This window comes from Rhizobium sp. 01L410, from assembly GCF_056400165.1.
In genome coordinates, this window is the sequence record NZ_JBFTST010000008.1 from 78,186 (window position 1) to 95,642 (window position 17,457).

The 17,457-nt window shown below is 61.1% G+C and carries 20 protein-coding genes; 3 read left to right on the forward strand and 17 right to left on the reverse strand.

Annotated features, from left to right (window positions below; genetic code table 11):
* Positions 1-41 precede the first annotated feature (41 nt).
* Genes ntrC through dusB form a run of 3 tightly spaced genes read right to left on the reverse strand, consistent with a single transcriptional unit; the run spans position 42 to position 3,654 of the window.
* Complete coding sequence (gene ntrC / locus AC1DV9_RS18360) at positions 42-1,493, reverse strand: nitrogen regulation protein NR(I) (protein ID WP_112388138.1); 1,452 nt, start codon at positions 1,491-1,493, stop codon at positions 42-44.
* Positions 1,490-2,635: a two-component system sensor histidine kinase NtrB gene (locus AC1DV9_RS18365; RefSeq protein WP_477949618.1), complete on the reverse strand. Its 1,146-nt coding sequence runs from the start codon at positions 2,633-2,635 to the stop codon at positions 1,490-1,492. Before AC1DV9_RS18365 ends, ntrC begins: the two co-directional genes overlap by 4 nt.
* The gene (dusB, locus tag AC1DV9_RS18370) at positions 2,632-3,654 is read right to left on the reverse strand and encodes a tRNA dihydrouridine synthase DusB (RefSeq protein WP_477949620.1); all 1,023 of its coding nucleotides are present in this window, start codon (positions 3,652-3,654) and stop codon (positions 2,632-2,634) included. The genes AC1DV9_RS18365 and dusB overlap by 4 nt, the downstream gene beginning before the upstream one ends.
* Before the next feature lie 144 nt (positions 3,655-3,798).
* On the opposite strand from dusB, the gene AC1DV9_RS18375 reads away from it, so the two are divergent.
* The 3 genes from AC1DV9_RS18375 to AC1DV9_RS18385 all read left to right on the forward strand — a co-directional run bounded on the left by AC1DV9_RS18375 (position 3,799) and on the right by AC1DV9_RS18385 (position 5,891).
* Complete coding sequence (locus AC1DV9_RS18375; RefSeq protein ID WP_477949622.1) at positions 3,799-5,019, forward strand: bifunctional 2-C-methyl-D-erythritol 4-phosphate cytidylyltransferase/2-C-methyl-D-erythritol 2,4-cyclodiphosphate synthase; 1,221 nt, start codon at positions 3,799-3,801, stop codon at positions 5,017-5,019.
* Positions 5,016-5,510, forward strand: a complete 495-nt coding sequence (locus tag AC1DV9_RS18380; RefSeq protein ID WP_477949624.1) for a CinA family protein — start codon at positions 5,016-5,018, stop codon at positions 5,508-5,510. The genes AC1DV9_RS18375 and AC1DV9_RS18380 overlap by 4 nt, the downstream gene beginning before the upstream one ends.
* A gap of 75 nt (positions 5,511-5,585) precedes the next feature.
* Positions 5,586-5,891 carry a hypothetical protein gene (locus AC1DV9_RS18385; RefSeq protein ID WP_477949626.1) on the forward strand — a complete coding sequence of 102 codons (306 nt, stop codon included), beginning with the start codon at positions 5,586-5,588 and terminating at the stop codon, positions 5,889-5,891.
* A 2-nt stretch (positions 5,892-5,893) separates the two neighbouring features.
* Here AC1DV9_RS18385 and AC1DV9_RS18390 read toward each other — a convergent pair whose 3' ends face one another.
* The 14 genes from AC1DV9_RS18390 to eno all read right to left on the reverse strand — a co-directional run bounded on the left by AC1DV9_RS18390 (position 5,894) and on the right by eno (position 17,352).
* Complete coding sequence (locus AC1DV9_RS18390; RefSeq protein ID WP_477949628.1) at positions 5,894-6,340, reverse strand: type II toxin-antitoxin system RatA family toxin; 447 nt, start codon at positions 6,338-6,340, stop codon at positions 5,894-5,896.
* Positions 6,341-6,349: 9 nt separating this feature from the next.
* Positions 6,350-6,922, reverse strand: a complete 573-nt coding sequence (locus AC1DV9_RS18395) for a P-loop NTPase family protein (RefSeq protein ID WP_477949630.1) — start codon at positions 6,920-6,922, stop codon at positions 6,350-6,352.
* Between the two features lie 72 nt (positions 6,923-6,994).
* Positions 6,995-7,966: a lipoyl synthase gene (gene lipA, locus AC1DV9_RS18400; protein WP_477949631.1), complete on the reverse strand. Its 972-nt coding sequence runs from the start codon at positions 7,964-7,966 to the stop codon at positions 6,995-6,997.
* Positions 7,967-8,059: 93 nt separating this feature from the next.
* Entirely contained in the window at positions 8,060-8,308 is a 249-nt protein-coding gene (locus AC1DV9_RS18405; RefSeq protein WP_112388129.1) for a GlsB/YeaQ/YmgE family stress response membrane protein, read from the reverse strand.
* A gap of 15 nt (positions 8,309-8,323) precedes the next feature.
* Positions 8,324-8,578, reverse strand: coding sequence for a GlsB/YeaQ/YmgE family stress response membrane protein (locus AC1DV9_RS18410; RefSeq protein ID WP_112539526.1), 255 nt, complete (start codon positions 8,576-8,578; stop codon positions 8,324-8,326).
* 77 nt (positions 8,579-8,655) lie between these two features.
* Complete coding sequence (gene lpdA / locus AC1DV9_RS18415; protein WP_477949632.1) at positions 8,656-10,104, reverse strand: dihydrolipoyl dehydrogenase; 1,449 nt, start codon at positions 10,102-10,104, stop codon at positions 8,656-8,658.
* Positions 10,105-10,118: 14 nt separating this feature from the next.
* The gene (locus tag AC1DV9_RS18420) at positions 10,119-10,700 is read right to left on the reverse strand and encodes a GNAT family N-acetyltransferase (RefSeq protein WP_112388127.1); all 582 of its coding nucleotides are present in this window, start codon (positions 10,698-10,700) and stop codon (positions 10,119-10,121) included.
* A gap of 2 nt (positions 10,701-10,702) precedes the next feature.
* Positions 10,703-11,344, reverse strand: coding sequence for an SGNH/GDSL hydrolase family protein (locus tag AC1DV9_RS18425; protein ID WP_477949633.1), 642 nt, complete (start codon positions 11,342-11,344; stop codon positions 10,703-10,705).
* A 19-nt stretch (positions 11,345-11,363) separates the two neighbouring features.
* On the reverse strand, positions 11,364-12,713 hold the full coding sequence (locus AC1DV9_RS18430) for a pyruvate dehydrogenase complex dihydrolipoamide acetyltransferase (RefSeq protein WP_477949634.1): 1,350 nt from the start codon (positions 12,711-12,713) through the stop codon (positions 11,364-11,366).
* Positions 12,703-13,011 (reverse strand): hypothetical protein, encoded by a 309-nt coding sequence (locus AC1DV9_RS18435; protein ID WP_477949635.1) that lies wholly within the window; start codon positions 13,009-13,011, stop codon positions 12,703-12,705. Before AC1DV9_RS18435 ends, AC1DV9_RS18430 begins: the two co-directional genes overlap by 11 nt.
* Positions 13,012-13,025: 14 nt before the next feature.
* Positions 13,026-14,405: a pyruvate dehydrogenase complex E1 component subunit beta gene (locus AC1DV9_RS18440; RefSeq protein ID WP_477949636.1), complete on the reverse strand. Its 1,380-nt coding sequence runs from the start codon at positions 14,403-14,405 to the stop codon at positions 13,026-13,028.
* A gap of 15 nt (positions 14,406-14,420) precedes the next feature.
* Complete coding sequence (gene pdhA / locus AC1DV9_RS18445; protein WP_112388123.1) at positions 14,421-15,467, reverse strand: pyruvate dehydrogenase (acetyl-transferring) E1 component subunit alpha; 1,047 nt, start codon at positions 15,465-15,467, stop codon at positions 14,421-14,423.
* Positions 15,468-15,612: 145 nt separating this feature from the next.
* A complete protein-coding gene (locus tag AC1DV9_RS18450) occupies positions 15,613-15,933 on the reverse strand; it encodes an FtsB family cell division protein (protein ID WP_112518610.1) in 321 nt (106 codons plus the stop codon).
* A 144-nt stretch (positions 15,934-16,077) separates the two neighbouring features.
* Positions 16,078-17,352: a phosphopyruvate hydratase gene (gene eno, locus AC1DV9_RS18455; RefSeq protein ID WP_477949637.1), complete on the reverse strand. Its 1,275-nt coding sequence runs from the start codon at positions 17,350-17,352 to the stop codon at positions 16,078-16,080.
* Between the last annotated feature and the right edge of the window lie 105 nt (positions 17,353-17,457).

Consider the following 17,457-nt stretch of genomic DNA (forward strand, 5'->3'; position numbering starts at 1 on the left):
CAACGCATTGTGGCGAAAATGCAACGCATGCCGCCACATTGTCAAGCTGTGCGGGAACTCCGGTAGACCGAAACGCCGAGCTCGCGGATCTTTTTGCGCAGTGTATTGCGGTTCAGACCGAGCAGATCGGCTGCCTTGATCTGGTTGCCGCGTGTCGCCGTCAGGGCCGCGAGGATCAGCGGATATTCCAGTTCCGTCAGCACACGGTCATAAAGCCCCGGTGGCGGCAAATTCTCGCCAAAACTTGCAAAGTATGTGCGCATATTCTCTTCGACAGCCTGCGCGATTGTCATCGAACCGGAGCGGATCGGACCCTTGTCGATCGGGCTGTCGGGGACGTCGGAGCGCAGCTCGCTTTCAATGATTTCGCGGCTGATCACATCCTGTGGATAAAGTGCCATCAGACGGCGAATAAGGTTCTCAAGCTCGCGCACGTTGCCGGGCCAGGCATAGGCCTTCATCAGCTCCAGTGCTTCCTGATCGAATCGCTTGGTACCCAGGCCTTCCTTTTCAGCTTGCTGGATGAAGTGGCGGACGAGATCCGGAATATCTTCGGCGCGGTCGCGCAGCGGCGGCAGGCGCAGCGGGACGACGTTGAGGCGGTAATACAGATCCTCGCGGAACAGACCCTGATTGATCGCCTGCTTCAGATCCTTGTTGGTGGCGGCAACAATGCGCACATCGGTGCGGATCGGCGTGCGGCCGCCGACCGTGGTGTATTCCCCCTGCTGCAAGACGCGCAGAAGGCGGGTCTGCGCGTCCATCGGCATGTCGCCGATTTCATCGAGGAAGAGCGTGCCGCCCTCGGCCTGCTCGAAGCGGCCGGTCGAGCGGTTCTGCGCACCGGTAAAGGCGCCCTTCTCGTGGCCGAACAATTCGGATTCGATCAGGTCGCGCGGGATTGCGGCCATGTTGATGGCGACGAAGGGGCCGTTGCGGCGCTTGCCGTAATCGTGGAGCGCGCGGGCGACGAGTTCCTTGCCGGTACCGGATTCGCCGGTGATCATTAGCGTCAGGTCGGTCTGCATCAGACGCGCCAGAACGCGATAGATTTCCTGCATTGCCGCCGAACGGCCGACCAGCGGCATGCCGTCCTGCATGTCCTCGTCGAGCTTTGCCGGCTTCTTCTTCGGCTCGGAAAGCGCCCGGCCGATAATGCCGATCAACTCCGTCAGATCGAACGGCTTCGGCAGGTAGTCGTAGGCGCCCTTTTCGGAGGCCTTGATCGCCGTCATGAAGGTATTCTGGGCGCTCATGACAAGCACCGGCAGATCCGGCCGCGCCTTCTTGATGCGCGGCAGCAGATCGAAGGCATTCTCATCGGGCATGATAACGTCGGTCACCACAAGATCGCCCTCGCCTGCCGAAACCCAGCGCCAGAGCGTGGCGGCGTTCGAGGTAATGCGAACATCGTACCCGGCCCGGCTGAGCGCCTGATTGAGCACCGTACGAATGGCCGCATCATCATCTGCGACGAGGATCGTTGCTGTCATCGAGAAGTTCCTGTGGGGTTTGCAATTGCCGCGTCATCGGAAGAGGCATCCTTGGATGCCGGCATCAGGACGCGGAAGGTGGTCTTGTTGTTCTGGCTGTCGCATTCGATGATGCCGCCATGGTCGCCGATGATCTTGGCGACCAGTGCCAGACCGAGGCCGCTGCCATTGGTCTTGGTGGTGATGAAGGGATCGAAGAGATGCGGCAGCAGGTCGGAGGGAACGCCGGGGCCGTTGTCCTGCACGCAGAATTCCAGCGGCAGCGAAATCTTCTCGCGGGTTCCGGCGACGGAGAGGCGGATACCCGGACGATAGGCCGTCGTCAGCAGAATTTCGCCATCCTGCCTTTCCCCGACGGCTTCTGCCGCGTTCTTCACCAGATTGAGGAACACCTGCACCAGCTGGTCGCGATTGGCGTAAACGGCCGGAAGCGAAGGGTCGTAGTTCTCGGTGATGCGAATCTGGCGGGCGAAGCCAGCCTGGGCCACGGCTTTCACATGATCGAGAACGGAGTGGATATTGACCGGGACGCGATCGACGGGGCGCTCGTCCGAGAAGACTTCCATGCGGTCGACGAGCGATACGATGCGGTCAGTCTCGTCGCAGATCAGCCGCGTCAGCGCCCGGTCCTCATCGATGGCGGATTGTTCCAGAAGCTGGGCGGCGCCGCGGATGCCCGACAGCGGGTTCTTGATCTCATGCGCCAGCATCGATGCAAGGCCGGTCACCGACCGGGCCGCGGCACGATGCGTCAGCTGGCGGTCGATCTTGTCGGCCATGGAGCGTTCCTGGAAGACGACGACGACGGAAGCCGGCGCGCTGATCACCGGCGCCACATAGAGATCCACCAGCTTGTCCTGGCCAAGGCGGGGCGAGCTCAGGTCGACGCGGTATTCGTTGACCGGTGCGCGGCGTTCGCGCACCTGATCGATCAGCGCCAGCAGCGGGCTGCCGAAGGGAATGAATGTCGAGATTTTGTAGCGCGCCAAATGCGATGCGCTGGCGCCGAAGAAAGCCTCCGCCTCCCAGTTGGCAAAGGCAACGAGGCCCTGCTCGTCCACCATGATGACCGGGTTCTGGATGGCGTTCAGAACCGCCATCGCTACGCCACCCGCCTGATCCGTCTGCGTCTTGTCGGTCATGCCGCCTCCCGGCTCTCAGCTGCTTCTGCCTCTGCAGAGAGCGCATCGTAAAGCCGCCGCTCCACCTCCAGCGGCTGCTTCGAAGTCATGATCACGGCTTTGTCGTCCTTTGACAGCGCTGGCGCATAGCGCTCCAGATACCAGCCGAGATGCTTGCGCGAATGGCGAATGGCGACATGTTCGCCGTAGAATTCGAGCATCATCCGGTAATGCTCGACGGCGATATCAGCCATCTCCCGTCGCTTCGGGCCGGCGGCACCGGCAATGACGCCCGCGTGCCAGGGGCGGCCCTGACAGCCACGGCCGAGCATTACCGCATCGGCGCCCGAGCGGCGGAGGATTTCCTGAGCATCCTCAGGCGTGTTCACGTCGCCATTGGCGATCAGCGGCACGGAAATGACATCGCGGACGGCGCGGATCGCATCCCAGTCCGCCTTGCCTTCGTAAAATTGCATGCGGGTGCGGCCATGGACGGTGATCAGCTGGACGCCGGCATCCTCGGCGCGCTTGGCAATCTCGGGAGCGTTCAGCGAATTCTCGTCCCAGCCGAGGCGCATCTTCAGCGTGACAGGCACATTGACGGCCTTCACCGTCGCCTCGATCAGGGTAAGCGCATGATCAGGATCGCGCATCAGCGCCGAGCCCGAATAACCGCCGATGACCTTCTTTGCCGGGCAACCCATGTTGATGTCGATAATATCGGCACCTGCGTCGGCAGCGACCTTTGCCGCCTCTCCCATCCAATAGGCCTCGCGACCGGCAAGCTGCACCATATGCGGCTTGAAACCGGCGGCTTGCAGCCGTGACCAGGATTCGGCGGTGTTGTTGACCAGTTCACGGCTCGCGACCATTTCGGTGACGACGAGACCGGCGCCGTATCGCCAGGCCAATTGCCGGAACGGCATATCGGTGACGCCGGACATGGGCGCCAGCGCAACACGGTTGCGCACGGAGACATTTCCGATCTGCAAAGGCGCTGCTAGGTTCACTCGATGCAATTGATTATCTTTCAGGCACACAATATGGCTGCACTATTTTTAGCCATAGACGAATGGCTTGCCAAGAGGCTTTGGTTAGAATTGATATTTTTTGGGCAGAAGCTGGAAAGCCGGTGGCCGAGCCTATAGAGCACCTGTGTCACTTTCTGCTTATTTTAGGGATTTATGGCGCAAATGCATTCGAAGCAACCATTATCGGCCGGGATCGTTGTCGTTGCCGCCGGGCGCGGCGAGCGTGCAGGCGCGTCCACCGAGGGTCCGAAGCAGTACCGGATGATCGGCGGCAAGCCGGTTATTGCCCATACGCTTGAAAACTTCATGACATGGGAACATGCCTCGCAGATCGTCGTCGTCATTCATCCAGACGACGAGGCGCTGTTCGACAAGGCGCTGCGCCATATCCTCTCGGCAACGCCGATCGTGGCAGTTCATGGCGGCGCGACGCGCCAGCAGTCGGTCCTGGCGGGTCTCAGGCATCTCAAGGACAGGGGCATCACCCACGTGCTGATCCACGATGCGGTACGGCCGTTCTTCGACCATGACCTGCTCGATCGCATTGCCGGTGCGCTAACCGACGGCGCGCCCGCGGTTCTCCCGGCAACACCGGTCGCCGATACGCTGAAGCGCGCCGACAAAGACGGAACGGTTCTCGAAACCGTGTCTCGCGAGCATCTCTTCGCAGCGCAGACACCGCAGTCCTTCGCCTATGAAGCCATTCTTGCAGCTCATGAGAAGGCCCATTCCGCAGGCCGCATCGATTTCACCGACGACGCTTCGATTGCCGAATGGGCCGGAATGCCGGTCACCATCGTGGAAGGATCAGCCGACAACATGAAACTGACCGTCAAACGCGATATCGCCCTTGCCGACAACCGGCTGTCGTCGTCTGCCTTACCCGATGTTCGCACAGGCAATGGCTACGACGTCCACCAGCTCGTGCCCGGCGACGGCGTGACGCTCTGCGGGCTATTCATTCCGCACGACCAGAAGCTCAAGGGCCATTCGGACGCCGATGTCGCGCTACATGCCCTGACGGATGCGCTGCTTGCCACCTGCGGCGCCGGCGATATCGGCGATCATTTCCCGCCATCCGACCCGCAATGGAAGGGTGCCGCCTCGCGGATTTTCCTTGAGCACGCGGCGAAAATCGTCCGCGACTGCGGCGGCACGATCATGAATGCCGACGTCTCGCTGATCGCCGAAGCGCCGAAGGTCGGCCCTCACCGCGATCAGATGCGCGCCAATCTGGCCGAATTCCTCGGCATCTCGATCGGCCGCTGCTCGGTCAAGGCCACCACCAACGAAACGATCGGCTTCGTCGGCCGCCGTGAAGGTATCGCGGCAATCGCCACGGCCACGGTCGTCTTCCGCGGCACGAAGGAGTGACGATGTTTCCGGCTGATATCCTTGCTCTCTCAGAAAAGATCATCCGGGAATTTTCGGCCGCTGGCCTGACGGTCTCGACCGCCGAATCCTGCACGGGCGGATTGATTGCCGGTGCATTGACCGAGATTTCCGGGTCGTCAGCCGTCGTCGACCGTGGCTTTGTGACCTATACGAATACCGCCAAGATGGAGATGCTCGGCGTTCACGACGAGGCGCTCGCCCGCTTCGGCGCGGTCTCCGAGGAGACGGCGAGGCAGATGGTTCATGGCGCCCTCTTCCGCTCGCGCGCCGCTGTGGCGGTTGCCGTTACCGGCATTGCGGGACCTGGCGGCGGCTCGCCGGAGAAGCCTGTCGGTCTCGTGCATCTCGCAGCCAAATCACGGCGCGGCGAACTCCTCCATCGCAAGATGCTCTATGGCGATATCGGCCGCGAACAGGTTCGGCTCGCGACCGTTGCGACAGCACTGGAAATGCTGCTGTCGCTGAAGTAGCATGCCGGAACAAAAGTCTTCTGCTACCGTTCCTGCCGCGTTGCCGGCCAATGCCGGTTTTGAAGGATTGTTCCCATGCGATACTTGGCCGTCTTCGGCGTTGCATTGAGCCTCGGCTGCATTTCCGCCGCGGAAGCACCGTCCAATTACCAGACCTATACCGGCATCCGTGTCGATTCCGATCCGGTGCTGCTGGCGCGTTACGACCGCGCCCTCACCTATTGCGAGCGAGAATCGGTGTCGTGGCGCGGTTCACCCGACACGCGCAGCCTTCGCTACAATACCGCGCTGAGGAACTGCCTCTACCGCCGTAGCTTCGTCGATCGCGGCTACTATGCCTATCCGGCAACGCAGGTCTTCGACCACTTCCTCGACCGCTGAGCTCAGCTGCCGTAGATCGCCGTCGCGCGCTTTTCGAAGGCTTCCGTGAACATGCGGAACGCCCTGTCGAACATCGTGCCCATGAGCGCGCCGAGAATGCGGCTCTTGAACTCGTAGTCGATGAAGAAATTCACCGTCGAGCCGTTGGCGGCGCCGGTGAAGCTCCAGCGGTTGTCGAGATACTTGAACGGGCCGTCGATATATTTGACGTCGATGACGTGTTCGGCCTTGTTGAGCAGCACCTGGGTCGTGAAGGTTTCGCGGATCGCCTTGTAGCCAACCGTCATGTCGGCCACGAGCAGGATCTTGCCATCGCGCTCCTTGCGGCTGCGCACGGTCAGTGCCTCGCAGAGCGGCAGGAATTCCGGATAGCGTTCGACATCGGCAACGAGGTCGAACATCTGCTCGGCACTATGGGGAACGGGGCGATGCGTTTCGAATTGCGGCATGAAGGGCAGTTAAGCGGGCGCATCGAGAAGATCAAGAAGGCGGCTCACCTCTCGCCGGCTTTTCAGCTGGAAAACCGGGACATCGGGGCCGTGGCGATCGATACCGGCGATGACGAGCGGTGCGAACCGCCGCTCGAACGTCCAGATATAGGTGAGGAACTCGCGATCCGGCAGCTGTTCCCGGCATCCGGGCGCCATATCCGGCCGCGTCTTGCCGAGATGAAGGAAAGCGCGCTTGCAGATGCCCCATAGGCAAAGCCAGCGCGGCATGCGCACCCAGAGGATCAGTTGCGTGCGCGGGACGCGGATATCGAAAGTCGATGGGCCGGTTCCGTCCATCAGCCAACCTTCGCCGTTGACGGTGTCGGTGATCAATTGCCGTTCCTCGGCTTTCTGACGCTTCACCCAGCCCGGCAGCCAGAAGAATTCCCTGTCCATCGAGATATGGGTGAGGCCGAGCCTTGCGGAGAGCTTTCGCGACAGCGTGCTCTTGCCGCCGCCGGAGCAGCCGATGACCATGATCCGGGAGGACCGGCGCGCGAGGCGGACGGCTTCACCGATATCGTCGATATAAGCAGGCATCGCGTCTCTCGCTCGCAAACAAAAAGCCGCGGCGAAAATCGCCGCGGCTTTCAGAAAATGCAAGCAGGGATTTTATTCTGCGGCGATCAGCGTTTTCTTTTCGCGCGCAGCTTTCAGACGGGCGAAGTCGTCGCCGGCGTGATGCGAGGAGCGCGTCAGCGGGCTGGAGGCGACCATCAGGAAGCCCTTGGTATAGGCGACCGTCTCGTAGGACTTGAATTCGTCTGGCGTGACGAAGCTCATGACGGCATGGTGCTTCTTGGTCGGCTGCAGGTACTGGCCGATCGTCAGGAAGTCGACGTCGGCGGTGCGCAGGTCGTCCATCAGCTGGAGCACTTCATTCCGCTCTTCGCCGAGACCGACCATGATACCCGATTTGGTGAACATCGTCGGATCCAGTTCCTTCACGCGCTGCAGCAGGCGGATGGAGTGGAAATAGCGGGCGCCAGGACGAACCGTCAGATAATTGCCCGGGACAGTTTCCATGTTGTGATTGAAAACGTCAGGCTTGGCGGCAACAACACGCTCCAGCGCACCCGGCTTCTTCAGGAAGTCGGGCGTCAGGATTTCGATCGTCGTCATCGGCGATGCGGCGCGGATCGCCCAAATCACCTTTTCGAAATGCTCGGCGCCACCATCGGCCAGATCGTCACGATCGACCGACGTGATGACGACGTGGGAAAGGCCCATCTGCTTGACGGCCTTGGCGACATTCTCGGGCTCGGCCATGTCGAGCGCATTCGGCTTGCCTGTCGAGACATTGCAGAAGGCGCAGGCGCGGGTACAGATCTCGCCCATGATCATGAAAGTGGCGTGCTTCTTGTCCCAGCACTCGCCGATATTCGGGCAGCCGGCTTCCTCGCAGACGGTGACGAGCTTGTGCTCCTTCACGATCGAACGCGTCTCGGAGTAGCCCTTTGACGTCGGCGCCTTCACACGGATCCAGTCCGGCTTGCGCAGCACTTCCTGGTCCGGCCTGTGGGCCTTTTCGGGATGACGCACGCGCTTTGCATCAGGATTGATCGTGTCGAGAATGGTGACCATTGCAGTTTCAACTTTCCGCCGCCCCATGCGGCTTCATCATCAGTCTGCACATAAGTGTTTTACTCAGATCTTACAATCGAGCCGTCATGTGCATCATCGCCGGACGAGCCGGGCGAGAAAAATCAGCAGGCAGGCGCCCAAGAAGCCGGTGACGAAGTAGCCGAGCCGCCCGCCGGCCACCTCGATATGGAACTGCGCCAGAATGGCGGTGGCGACGACGGAGCCGACGATGCCGAGCACGATGTTCAGCAGAATGCCGTACCGTGCCTCCATCAGCTTGCCTGCGAGCCAGCCCGCAAAACCGCCGATGATGATTGCTGCTATCCAGCCGACGCCTTCCATATGAAACCTTTTTCCCTACGCTATTGCCCTTGCGATCAGCACCACAATGATGGCGCCGACCGTGGCGTGAATGATCTGCACCACCAATGCATTTTCAATGCCGAGCGAGATGCCCAGTGCATTGAACAGAAACCCGCCCACGAAGGCGCCGATGACGCCGCTCAACAGGCACCGTATCAGCCCGCCCCCGCCGACCACGAGGCTTGCCAGAAAACCGGCGACAAGCCCGATCAGCAGGAAGATGAGCAATGCCTGCGTACTCATTGACATGATGATTTCCTTTCGTTTTTCCCTCTTTCAGGGATGGCCTCTGCCATTCTCAAGAAAGAGGGCGGAAACGGAAATTATCAAGCGTTCAGCACGCGTCCGTAAGCGTCGAGCACGGCTTCCTTCATTGATTCCGAAACGGTCGGATGCGGGAAGATCGTGTGCATCAGTTCTTCTTCCGTCGTCTCCAGGTTCATGGCGACGACGAAGCCCTGGATGAGCTCGGTGACTTCGGCGCCGACCATGTGGGCGCCAAGCAGTTCGCCGGTCTTCTTGTCGAAGATCACCTTGACCATGCCCTGGTCTTCGCCGAGCGCGATCGCCTTGCCATTGGCGACGAAGGAGAAGCGGCCGACGCGGATATCGCGGCCTTGCTCCTTGGCCTTGGCTTCCGTCAGACCGACGGAGGCGACCTGCGGGTTGCAATAGGTGCAGCCGGGAACCTTGCTCTTGTCGGTCGGGTGTACGTTCGGCAGGCCGGCGATCTTCTCGATGCAGACGACGCCTTCGTGTTCTGCCTTGTGAGCGAGCATCGGCGGGCCGGCGACGTCGCCGATGGCGTAGATGCCGGGGACATTGGTCTTGCCGTAGCCGTCGATGACGACGCAGCCGCGGTCTGTCTTCACGCCGAGCGCCTCGAGGCCGAGGTTCTCGATATTGCCCTGGACGCCAACGGCGGAGATCATGCGATCGGCGGTGATCTGCTGCACCTTGCCATCAGCCGTCTCGACATGCGCGGTGACGCTGTCTGCGGCCTTTTCGACCTTGGTGATCTTGGCGCTGGTGAAAATCTTCAGGCCGCGCTTTTCCAGCTGCTTGCGGGCGATCGCGGTGATTTCGGCATCTTCGACCGGCATGATGGTCGGCATGACTTCAACGACGGTGACGTCGACGCCCATCGAGCGATAGAAGCTGGCGAACTCGATGCCGATGGCGCCCGAGCCCATGACGATCAGCGACTTCGGCAGAACATCCGGCTTCAGCGCTTCGAAATAGTTCCAGATCAGCTTGCCATCCGGCTCGATGCCCGGCAGCGCGCGCGGACGAGCGCCGGTGGCGATGATGATGTGCTTGGCGGTATAGGTGCCGCCTTCGGCCTTTATGTTCTTCGGCAGCGGATGCTGCGGCTCGACAACCGGCTTCGTCGACTTGGAGACAGTGATCTCGCCGGGCTTGGTGATCTTCGCCTCGCCCCAGATGACATCGACCTTGTTCTTCTTCATCAGGAAGCCGACGCCGGCATTCAGGCGGCCGGAAACGGCACGCGAGCGGGCGACGACGGCCTTGGTGTCGGCCTTGACCGAACCTTCGAGAACCAGGCCGTAATCCTTCAGGTGGTTCGAATGATCGAGGATTTCGGCCGAGCGCAGCAGCGCCTTGGTCGGAATGCAGCCCCAGTTCAGGCAGATGCCGCCCAGATGCTCGCGCTCGACGATCGCGACCTTCAGACCGAGCTGACCGGCGCGCACCGCAGCGACATAACCGCCCGGACCAGAACCGATGATGATGACGTCGTAATTCTCAGCCATGTTTTCCTGCCTTTTTATCCGGCGAGGCGGGTCAAAAGCACCCACTCGTGTTTCTTGCTGCTCTCGAAAATCGGGACGGCATCCGCGCGATCCGCTTCCGAGAAACCATTTTTCTTGTACAGCGCCAGCGCTGCCTCATTGTCGCTCGATGTGATCAGGCTGACCGGTAAACCATTTGCCTTGTCGATCTGATCGCCGAGCAGTTTCATTCCAATGCCGATGCCGCGCAGATGGCGGTAGACGGCCAGCGTACCGATGAACCAGCCGCCGGCGACCGTCTTCTGCATGGTGATCACTGGCACCAGTGCCGGGCGATCCGTTTCGATGGCGCTGATGCCAGCGCCGAGTTCGTAACCCACCGCCGCTCCGGCGATTTCGCCATAGGCTTCGGCGACGACAGCATTCTGCCAGCTGCCCCACTCGCCATCCCGGCTCATCTTCAGCCGGCCCTGCTCGAGGGGCGTATCGACCTTGCCGCCGGAGACCTCGGAGAACCAAAGCCAGGAGGCGAAACCGTGAGAGCCGATATCGACGAGGATCGCGAGCTCTGCCGCATCCCGCCGTTCCGCCGGCCGCAGCGCGGCGAAGGTTCCCACGGTCACACTCCCAGCATCATCCGGACGACCGATTCCAGACCGCGCCCGAGAGCGCGGGTATTTTCCGCATCGAGATGCACGCCATCGAGCGGCGTGGTTTTCGCAACCGAACTGCCGTCGAAGAAACCGCAGCCGAGCTCGTCGGCGAGGTCGCGATAGAGGGTCGCGAGCTTTGCAGACTCCTCGACACCACCGGCAAAGGACGCAGCAAACGGCGCGTTCGCCGTCTCGCACAAAACCGGCGGCGCGACGATCAGGATATCCGGCCCATCAAACTCGAAGGGCCACGCGTGATTGCGGATCAGCCGCACCAGGCGGGCAATGCCCTGGCAGGCGGCAAAGGCCGAACCCGCCACGACAGGCTTCATGTCGTTGGTGCCAAGCAGCAGGATGACGAGATCGAGCGGCGCATGCGTCTGCAGGATGGTCGGCAGAACGCGCGCGCCGTTGCGGTCGCAATCGGCCAGATGGTCGTCGAAGGCGGTGGTCCGGCCGTTCAAGCCTTCAGCGATGACGCGCGTGCTGTTGCCGAGCGCTGCCTGCAACACGCTCGGCCAACGATCCTCGTAGGCATGGCGGCCGATCGTCTCGGCGCTGTAGCCCCAGGTCAGCGAGTCACCATAGCAAAGAACGGTCTTCGTCATTTCCGCCTCCGCTCAATGCTCAGACGAGCATGCCCATCGGGTTTTCGATATAGCCCTTGAAGGCCTGCAGCAGCTGCGCGCCGAGCGCGCCGTCGACGCAGCGATGATCGGTCGACAGGGTGACGCTCATGACCGTTGCGATGGCCATCTCGCCCTTCTTGACGACAACACGCTGCTCGCCTGCGCCGACCGCCAGGATCGTTGCATGCGGCGGGTTGATGACGGCTGCGAAATCCTTCACGCCCATCATGCCCATATTCGAAACCGAGGTCGTACCGCCCTGATATTCTTCAGGCTTCAGCTTGCGATCCTTGGCGCGCTTGCCGAGGTCCTTCATCTCGTTGGAGATGGCAGACAGCGTCTTCAGCTCGGCCTTGCGGATGATCGGGGTGATCAGGCCGCCCGGGATCGACACCGCGACGCCGACATCGGCATGCTTGTGCTTGACCATGTTGTTGTCGGTCCAGGAGACGTTCGCATCCGGAACGTCGCGCAGCGCCAGAGCCATCGCCTTGATGACCATGTCGTTGACCGAGAGCTTGTAGGCCGGTGCGCTGTCCTTGCGGGGAGCGGCATCGTTCAGCTGTGCGCGAAGCGCCATCAGCGCGTCGAGTTCGCAATCGACGGTGACGTAGAAATGCGGCACGGTCTGCTTCGATTCCACCAGACGGCGGGCAATCGTCTTGCGCATGTTGTCATGCGGCACGAGCTCGTAGGAACCCTGCTCGAAGAGCTTGAGAACGGCTTCTTCCGAAGCACCCTTCGGGGCTGCGGCAGGCGCGGCAGCGGCCTGGGGCGCAGCTGCAGCAGCAGGCGCAGCCGCCTTGGCGCCACCACCGGATACGGCAGCTTCGACATCGCTCTTCACGACCCGGCCATGCGGGCCGGAGCCGGCGACGGCAGCGAGATCGATACCGGCTTCCTTCGCAAGGCGGCGTGCCAGCGGCGAAGAGAAGGTGCGGCTGCCAGACGATGCGGCAGCAGCGGGTGCTGCGGCCGGAGCCGGAGCTGCAGCAGCGGCGACTGGCTGGGCAGCTGCGGCTTCAGCCTTCGGTGCCGGGGCCGCTTCGGCCTTCGGAGCCGGCGCGGACGAACCGGCGCCGCTTGCGGCCGCCTTCACGTCTTCGCCATCGGCTGCCAGAACAGCAATCAGCGCGTTAACCTTGACGCCTTCCGTACCAGCCGGAACGACAATCTTGGCAACGGTGCCTTCATCGACGGCTTCGACTTCCATCGTCGCCTTGTCGGTTTCGATCTCGGCGATGACATCGCCGGACTTGACCGTGTCGCCTTCCTTGACCAGCCACTTGGCCAGGTTGCCTTCTTCCATCGTCGGCGAGAGGGCAGGCATCGTGATATTAATGGGCATCGCTTCTCTCTCCCGGTATTTTGCTTACCAGCTCAAGTCTTTTACCGCGAATATTCTTACCGATACTCGCGGAGAGGAAATAGTTTAGCGTAAAAAAGGAAGCGCCTAGAACAATCACCAGCTGTACCGCCATACGGGTCAATTCCAAAGCCTGATCGGAAAGCTGAAACAAGCCTCCGACCAATGCGATGAAGAAGCCCGATATGAACGTCCAAACAAGCACAACAAGCGCCGTTGAAAGAAGGTGCTTCCAATAGATCGACCAAGTAATCGGCATCAGCGACTCGACGTCAGCCACGCGCTAGCCTCCCCTTATTTGTAGCAGACGGTCTTCACTGCCTGGACGACTTCGTCGACATTCGGCAGCGCCAGCTTTTCGAGGTTTGCGGCGTAGGGCATCGGAACGTCCTTGCCGGCGATCGTCAGGACCGGTGCATCGAGATAATCGAAGGCCTGCTGCATGACGCGGGTGGCGATTTCGGTGCCGACCGAGTTCTGCGGGTAGCCTTCTTCGACGGTGACCAGGCGGCCAGTCTTCTTTACCGATTCGATAACGGTCGGAAGGTCCATCGGGCGCAGCGTGCGAAGATCGATCAGTTCGACGTCGATGCCGATCTTTTCGAGTTCGGCGACAGCCTTGACCGCATAGGTCATGCCGATGCCGAAGGAGACGATGGTGACGTCCTTGCCCTGGCGGTGAATGCGGGCCTTACCGATCGGGAGGACGAAATTGTCGAGCTTCGGCACGTCGAAGTGCTGACCGTAGAGAATTTCGTTTTCGAGGAAGACGACCGGGTTCGGATCGCGGATCGCAGCCTTCAGCAGGCCCTTGGCGTCGGCTGCCGTGTAGGGCATGACGACCTTGAGGCCCGGGATCTGGCTGTACCAGGAGGCATAATCCTGGCTGTGCTGAGCGCCGACGCGTGCGGCTGCACCGTTCGGGCCGCGGAAGACGATCGGAGCGCCCATCTGGCCGCCGGACATGTAGAGCGTCTTGGCAGCGGAGTTGATGATCTGGTCGATCGCCTGCATGGCGAAGTTGAAGGTCATGAACTCGACGATCGGCTTCAGGCCGGCCATCGCAGCGCCGACGCCGACGCCGGCAAAGCCGTGCTCGGTGATCGGTGTGTCGATGACACGGCGGGCGCCGAATTCCTGCAGCAGGCCCTGGGTCACCTTGTAGGCGCCCTGGTACTCGGCCACTTCTTCGCCCATGACGAAGACGTTGTCGTCGGCGCGCATTTCTTCGGCCATGGCGTCGCGAAGCGCTTCACGGACGGTCATCGAGACCATCTCGGTGCCAGCGGGGATTTCCGGATCGTTCGGTGCTGCTGCCTTCGGCTCAGCCGGAACCGGTGCTGCGGCAGGCTTGGCTTCTGCGGCCGGTGCCGGAGCAGCGGCAGGCGCCGGTGCAGCAGCGGGTGCTGCCGAGATGTCGGAAGCCGATTCGCCGTCCTGCAAGAGGATCGCGATCTTGGCGTTGACCTTGACGTTCTCGGTGCCGGCCGGAACCAGCAGCTTGCCGATCACGCCTTCATCGACGGCTTCGACTTCCATCGTCGCCTTGTCGGTTTCGATTTCGGCGATCACGTCACCGGACGTGACCTTGTCGCCTTCATTCTTGAGCCACTTGGACAGCGTGCCTTCTTCCATCGTCGGAGAGAGGGCGGGCATGAGGATATCGATAGGCATTGGTTCCCTCCCCGATTAGAGCAGAATGTCGGTGTAGAGCGCGGATGCATCCGGCTCCGGATCGTTCTGGGCGAAATCGGCACTGTCGGCGACGATGTCGCGAACGTCCTTGTCGATCGCCTTCAGATCGTCTTCGGAGGCCCAGCCCTTTTCGACGAGGCGCTGACGCACCTGCTCGATCGGATCATGCTCCGAGCGCATCTTCTGCACTTCGTCCTTGGAACGGTACTTGGCCGGGTCCGACATGGAGTGGCCGCGGTAGCGGTAGGTCAGCATTTCCAGGATGATCGGGCCCTTGCCGGAGCGGCAATGCTCGAGCGCCTCGTCGGCGGCAGCCTTGACGGCGCGCACATCCATGCCATCGACCTGAACGCCCGGAATGCCGAAGCCGGAGCCGCGCAGCGAATAGTTCGACTGTGCGGTGGCGCGAGCCGTGGAGGTGCCCATGGCGTAGCGGTTGTTTTCGACGATATAGATGATCGGCAGCTTCCAGAGTGCCGCCATGTTGAAGCTTTCGTAGACCTGGCCCTGGTTGGCCGCGCCGTCACCGAAATAGGCAACGCTGACAGAGTCATTGCCGCGGTAGCGGTTGGCAAATGCCAGACCGGTGCCGAGCGAGACCTGCGCGCCGACGATGCCGTGTCCGCCGTAGAAGTGCTTTTCCTTGGAGAACATGTGCATCGAACCGCCCTTCCCGTGGGAATAGCCGTTGCGGCGGCCGGTCAGTTCGGCCATGACGCCGCGGGCGCTCATGCCGGTTGCCAGCATATGGCCATGGTCACGATAGGCAGTGATGACCTGATCGCCATCCTTCTGCGCCATCTGCATGCCGACGACGACAGCTTCCTGACCGATGTAAAGGTGACAGAAACCACCGATGAAGCCCATGCCGTAAAGCTGGCCGGCCTTCTCTTCGAAGCGGCGGATCAGCAGCATCTCGCGGTAAGCCTTGAGCTCCTCGTCGCGATCGAAATCGGCGACAGGACCACCATTCGAGGCCTTGGCTGCGGATTTTGCGCTGGTCTTGCGGCTGGAAACGGTCGCGTTCTTTCGCGGCGCCATTCAACCCTCCCTATGGGTTTGTGGTTCTTAGGTGGCGCGTACCATAGGGAAGAAATATGGCCACAGCAATGCCATAAATGCATGGCACGTATTCAGGATTAAGCCGCTGATAATTCTATATAATTAACGATTAACTTGTTTTCGGTTAATTGGAATATGAATTGAATATGACGACCTCGTCGGCGCGTGACATATTCAGCTGGTAACGGGCTTTTTCGTCCAGCATATCTTTGTCGAGAGAGCCGTCACTCAAGAGCGCGACCTGCTGCTCGATATGCTCGCGCTTGGCCTTCAGCGTCGCAAGCTCCTTCTCGCGGGCGATGCGCCGCTGCTCGAAGACTTCCGTCGCACGCAGGCCGTAATCGCCATGGATGCAATGATAGCCGAAATAGGAGAGAAAGGCGACCGTCATAGCCGGAACAACGAACCGGCCGATCTTCTTTTTCTTATGATGCTTTGTCCACATACGCACACATGCTCTAAAACGCATTACCTATGCGATGAGAGTAGCGCTCAGAGATTAACCGTCCGTTGACTATGAATTCTTGCGAGCAAGAAAAAACCCGCGCCGGTGAAGCGCGGGTTTCAAGGCATTGATCGCTAACGGCTATCAGCCGCGGATGATCGAGCGGCCGGCGTAGCGGGCCTGCGGGCCGAGGCCCTCTTCGATGCGGATCAGCTGGTTGTACTTTGCAAGACGATCCGAGCGCGACAGCGAGCCGGTCTTGATCTGACCGCAGTTGGTGGCAACCGCGAGATCGGCAATCGTGGAATCTTCGGTTTCGCCCGAACGGTGCGACATGACGGCGGTGTAGGCTGCCTTGTGCGCAGTGTTGACGGCGTCGAGGGTTTCCGTCAGCGAGCCGATCTGGTTGACCTTGACGAGGATGGAGTTGGCAACGCCCATCTTGATGCCGTCGCGCAGGCGGGCCGAATTGGTGACGAAGAGATCGTCGCCGACCAGCTGAACCTTCTTGCCGGCCAGATCGGTCAGGGCCTTCCAGCCGTCCCAATCGTCTTCAGCCATGCCGTCTTCGATCGAGATGATCGGGTACCGGGCAGCGAGTTGCGCCAGGTATTCGGCCATTGCGCCCGGCTCCAGCGTGCGGCCTTCGCCTTCGAGAACGTACTTGCCGTCCTTGAAGAATTCGGTCGAGGCGCAGTCGAGGCCGAGATAGATGTCTTCGCCCGGCTTGTAGCCAGCCTTTTCGATCGACTTCATGATGAAATCGAGGGCTTCAGGCGCGCTCTTCAGACCCGGTGCAAAACCGCCTTCGTCGCCGACGTTGGTGTTGTGGCCCTGAGCCGAGAGTTCCTTCTTGAGGACGTGGAAGACTTCCGAACCCATGCGGACGGCTTCACGGATCGAGTCGGCGCCGACAGGCAGGATCATGAATTCCTGGAAGTCGATCGGGTTATCTGCATGGGCACCGCCGTTGATGATGTTCATCATCGGAACCGGCAGCAGGTGGGCCGAAGCGCCACCGACGTAACGATAGAGCGGCAGGCCGGCAGCTTCGGCGGCAGCCTTGGCGACAGCGAGCGAAACGCCGAGGATGGCGTTGGCGCCGAGACGCGACTTGTTCGGCGTGCCGTCCAATTCGATCATGATGTTGTCGATCTGGATCTGGTTTTCGGCGTCGATACCACCGATGGCGTCAAAGATCTCGGTGTTGGCGGCTTCGACAGCCTTTTCAACACCCTTGCCGAGATAGCGCTTGCCGCCATCGCGAACTTCGACGGCTTCGTGCGCGCCGGTCGAGGCACCCGACGGAACAGCCGCGCGGCCCATGCTGCCATCTTCCAGATAAACGTCGACCTCGACGGTGGGGTTGCCACGGCTATCGAGAATCTCGCGGGCGATGATATCGGTAATTGCAGTCATGGGTTTCTTCCTGCTCGGTGGGTGGGATAAATCGTTTGAAATCGTCTTAATCGAAGGCACGCAAATTACAATGGCCGTTTTTGAGCCGCCTAACATGCCTTCGTT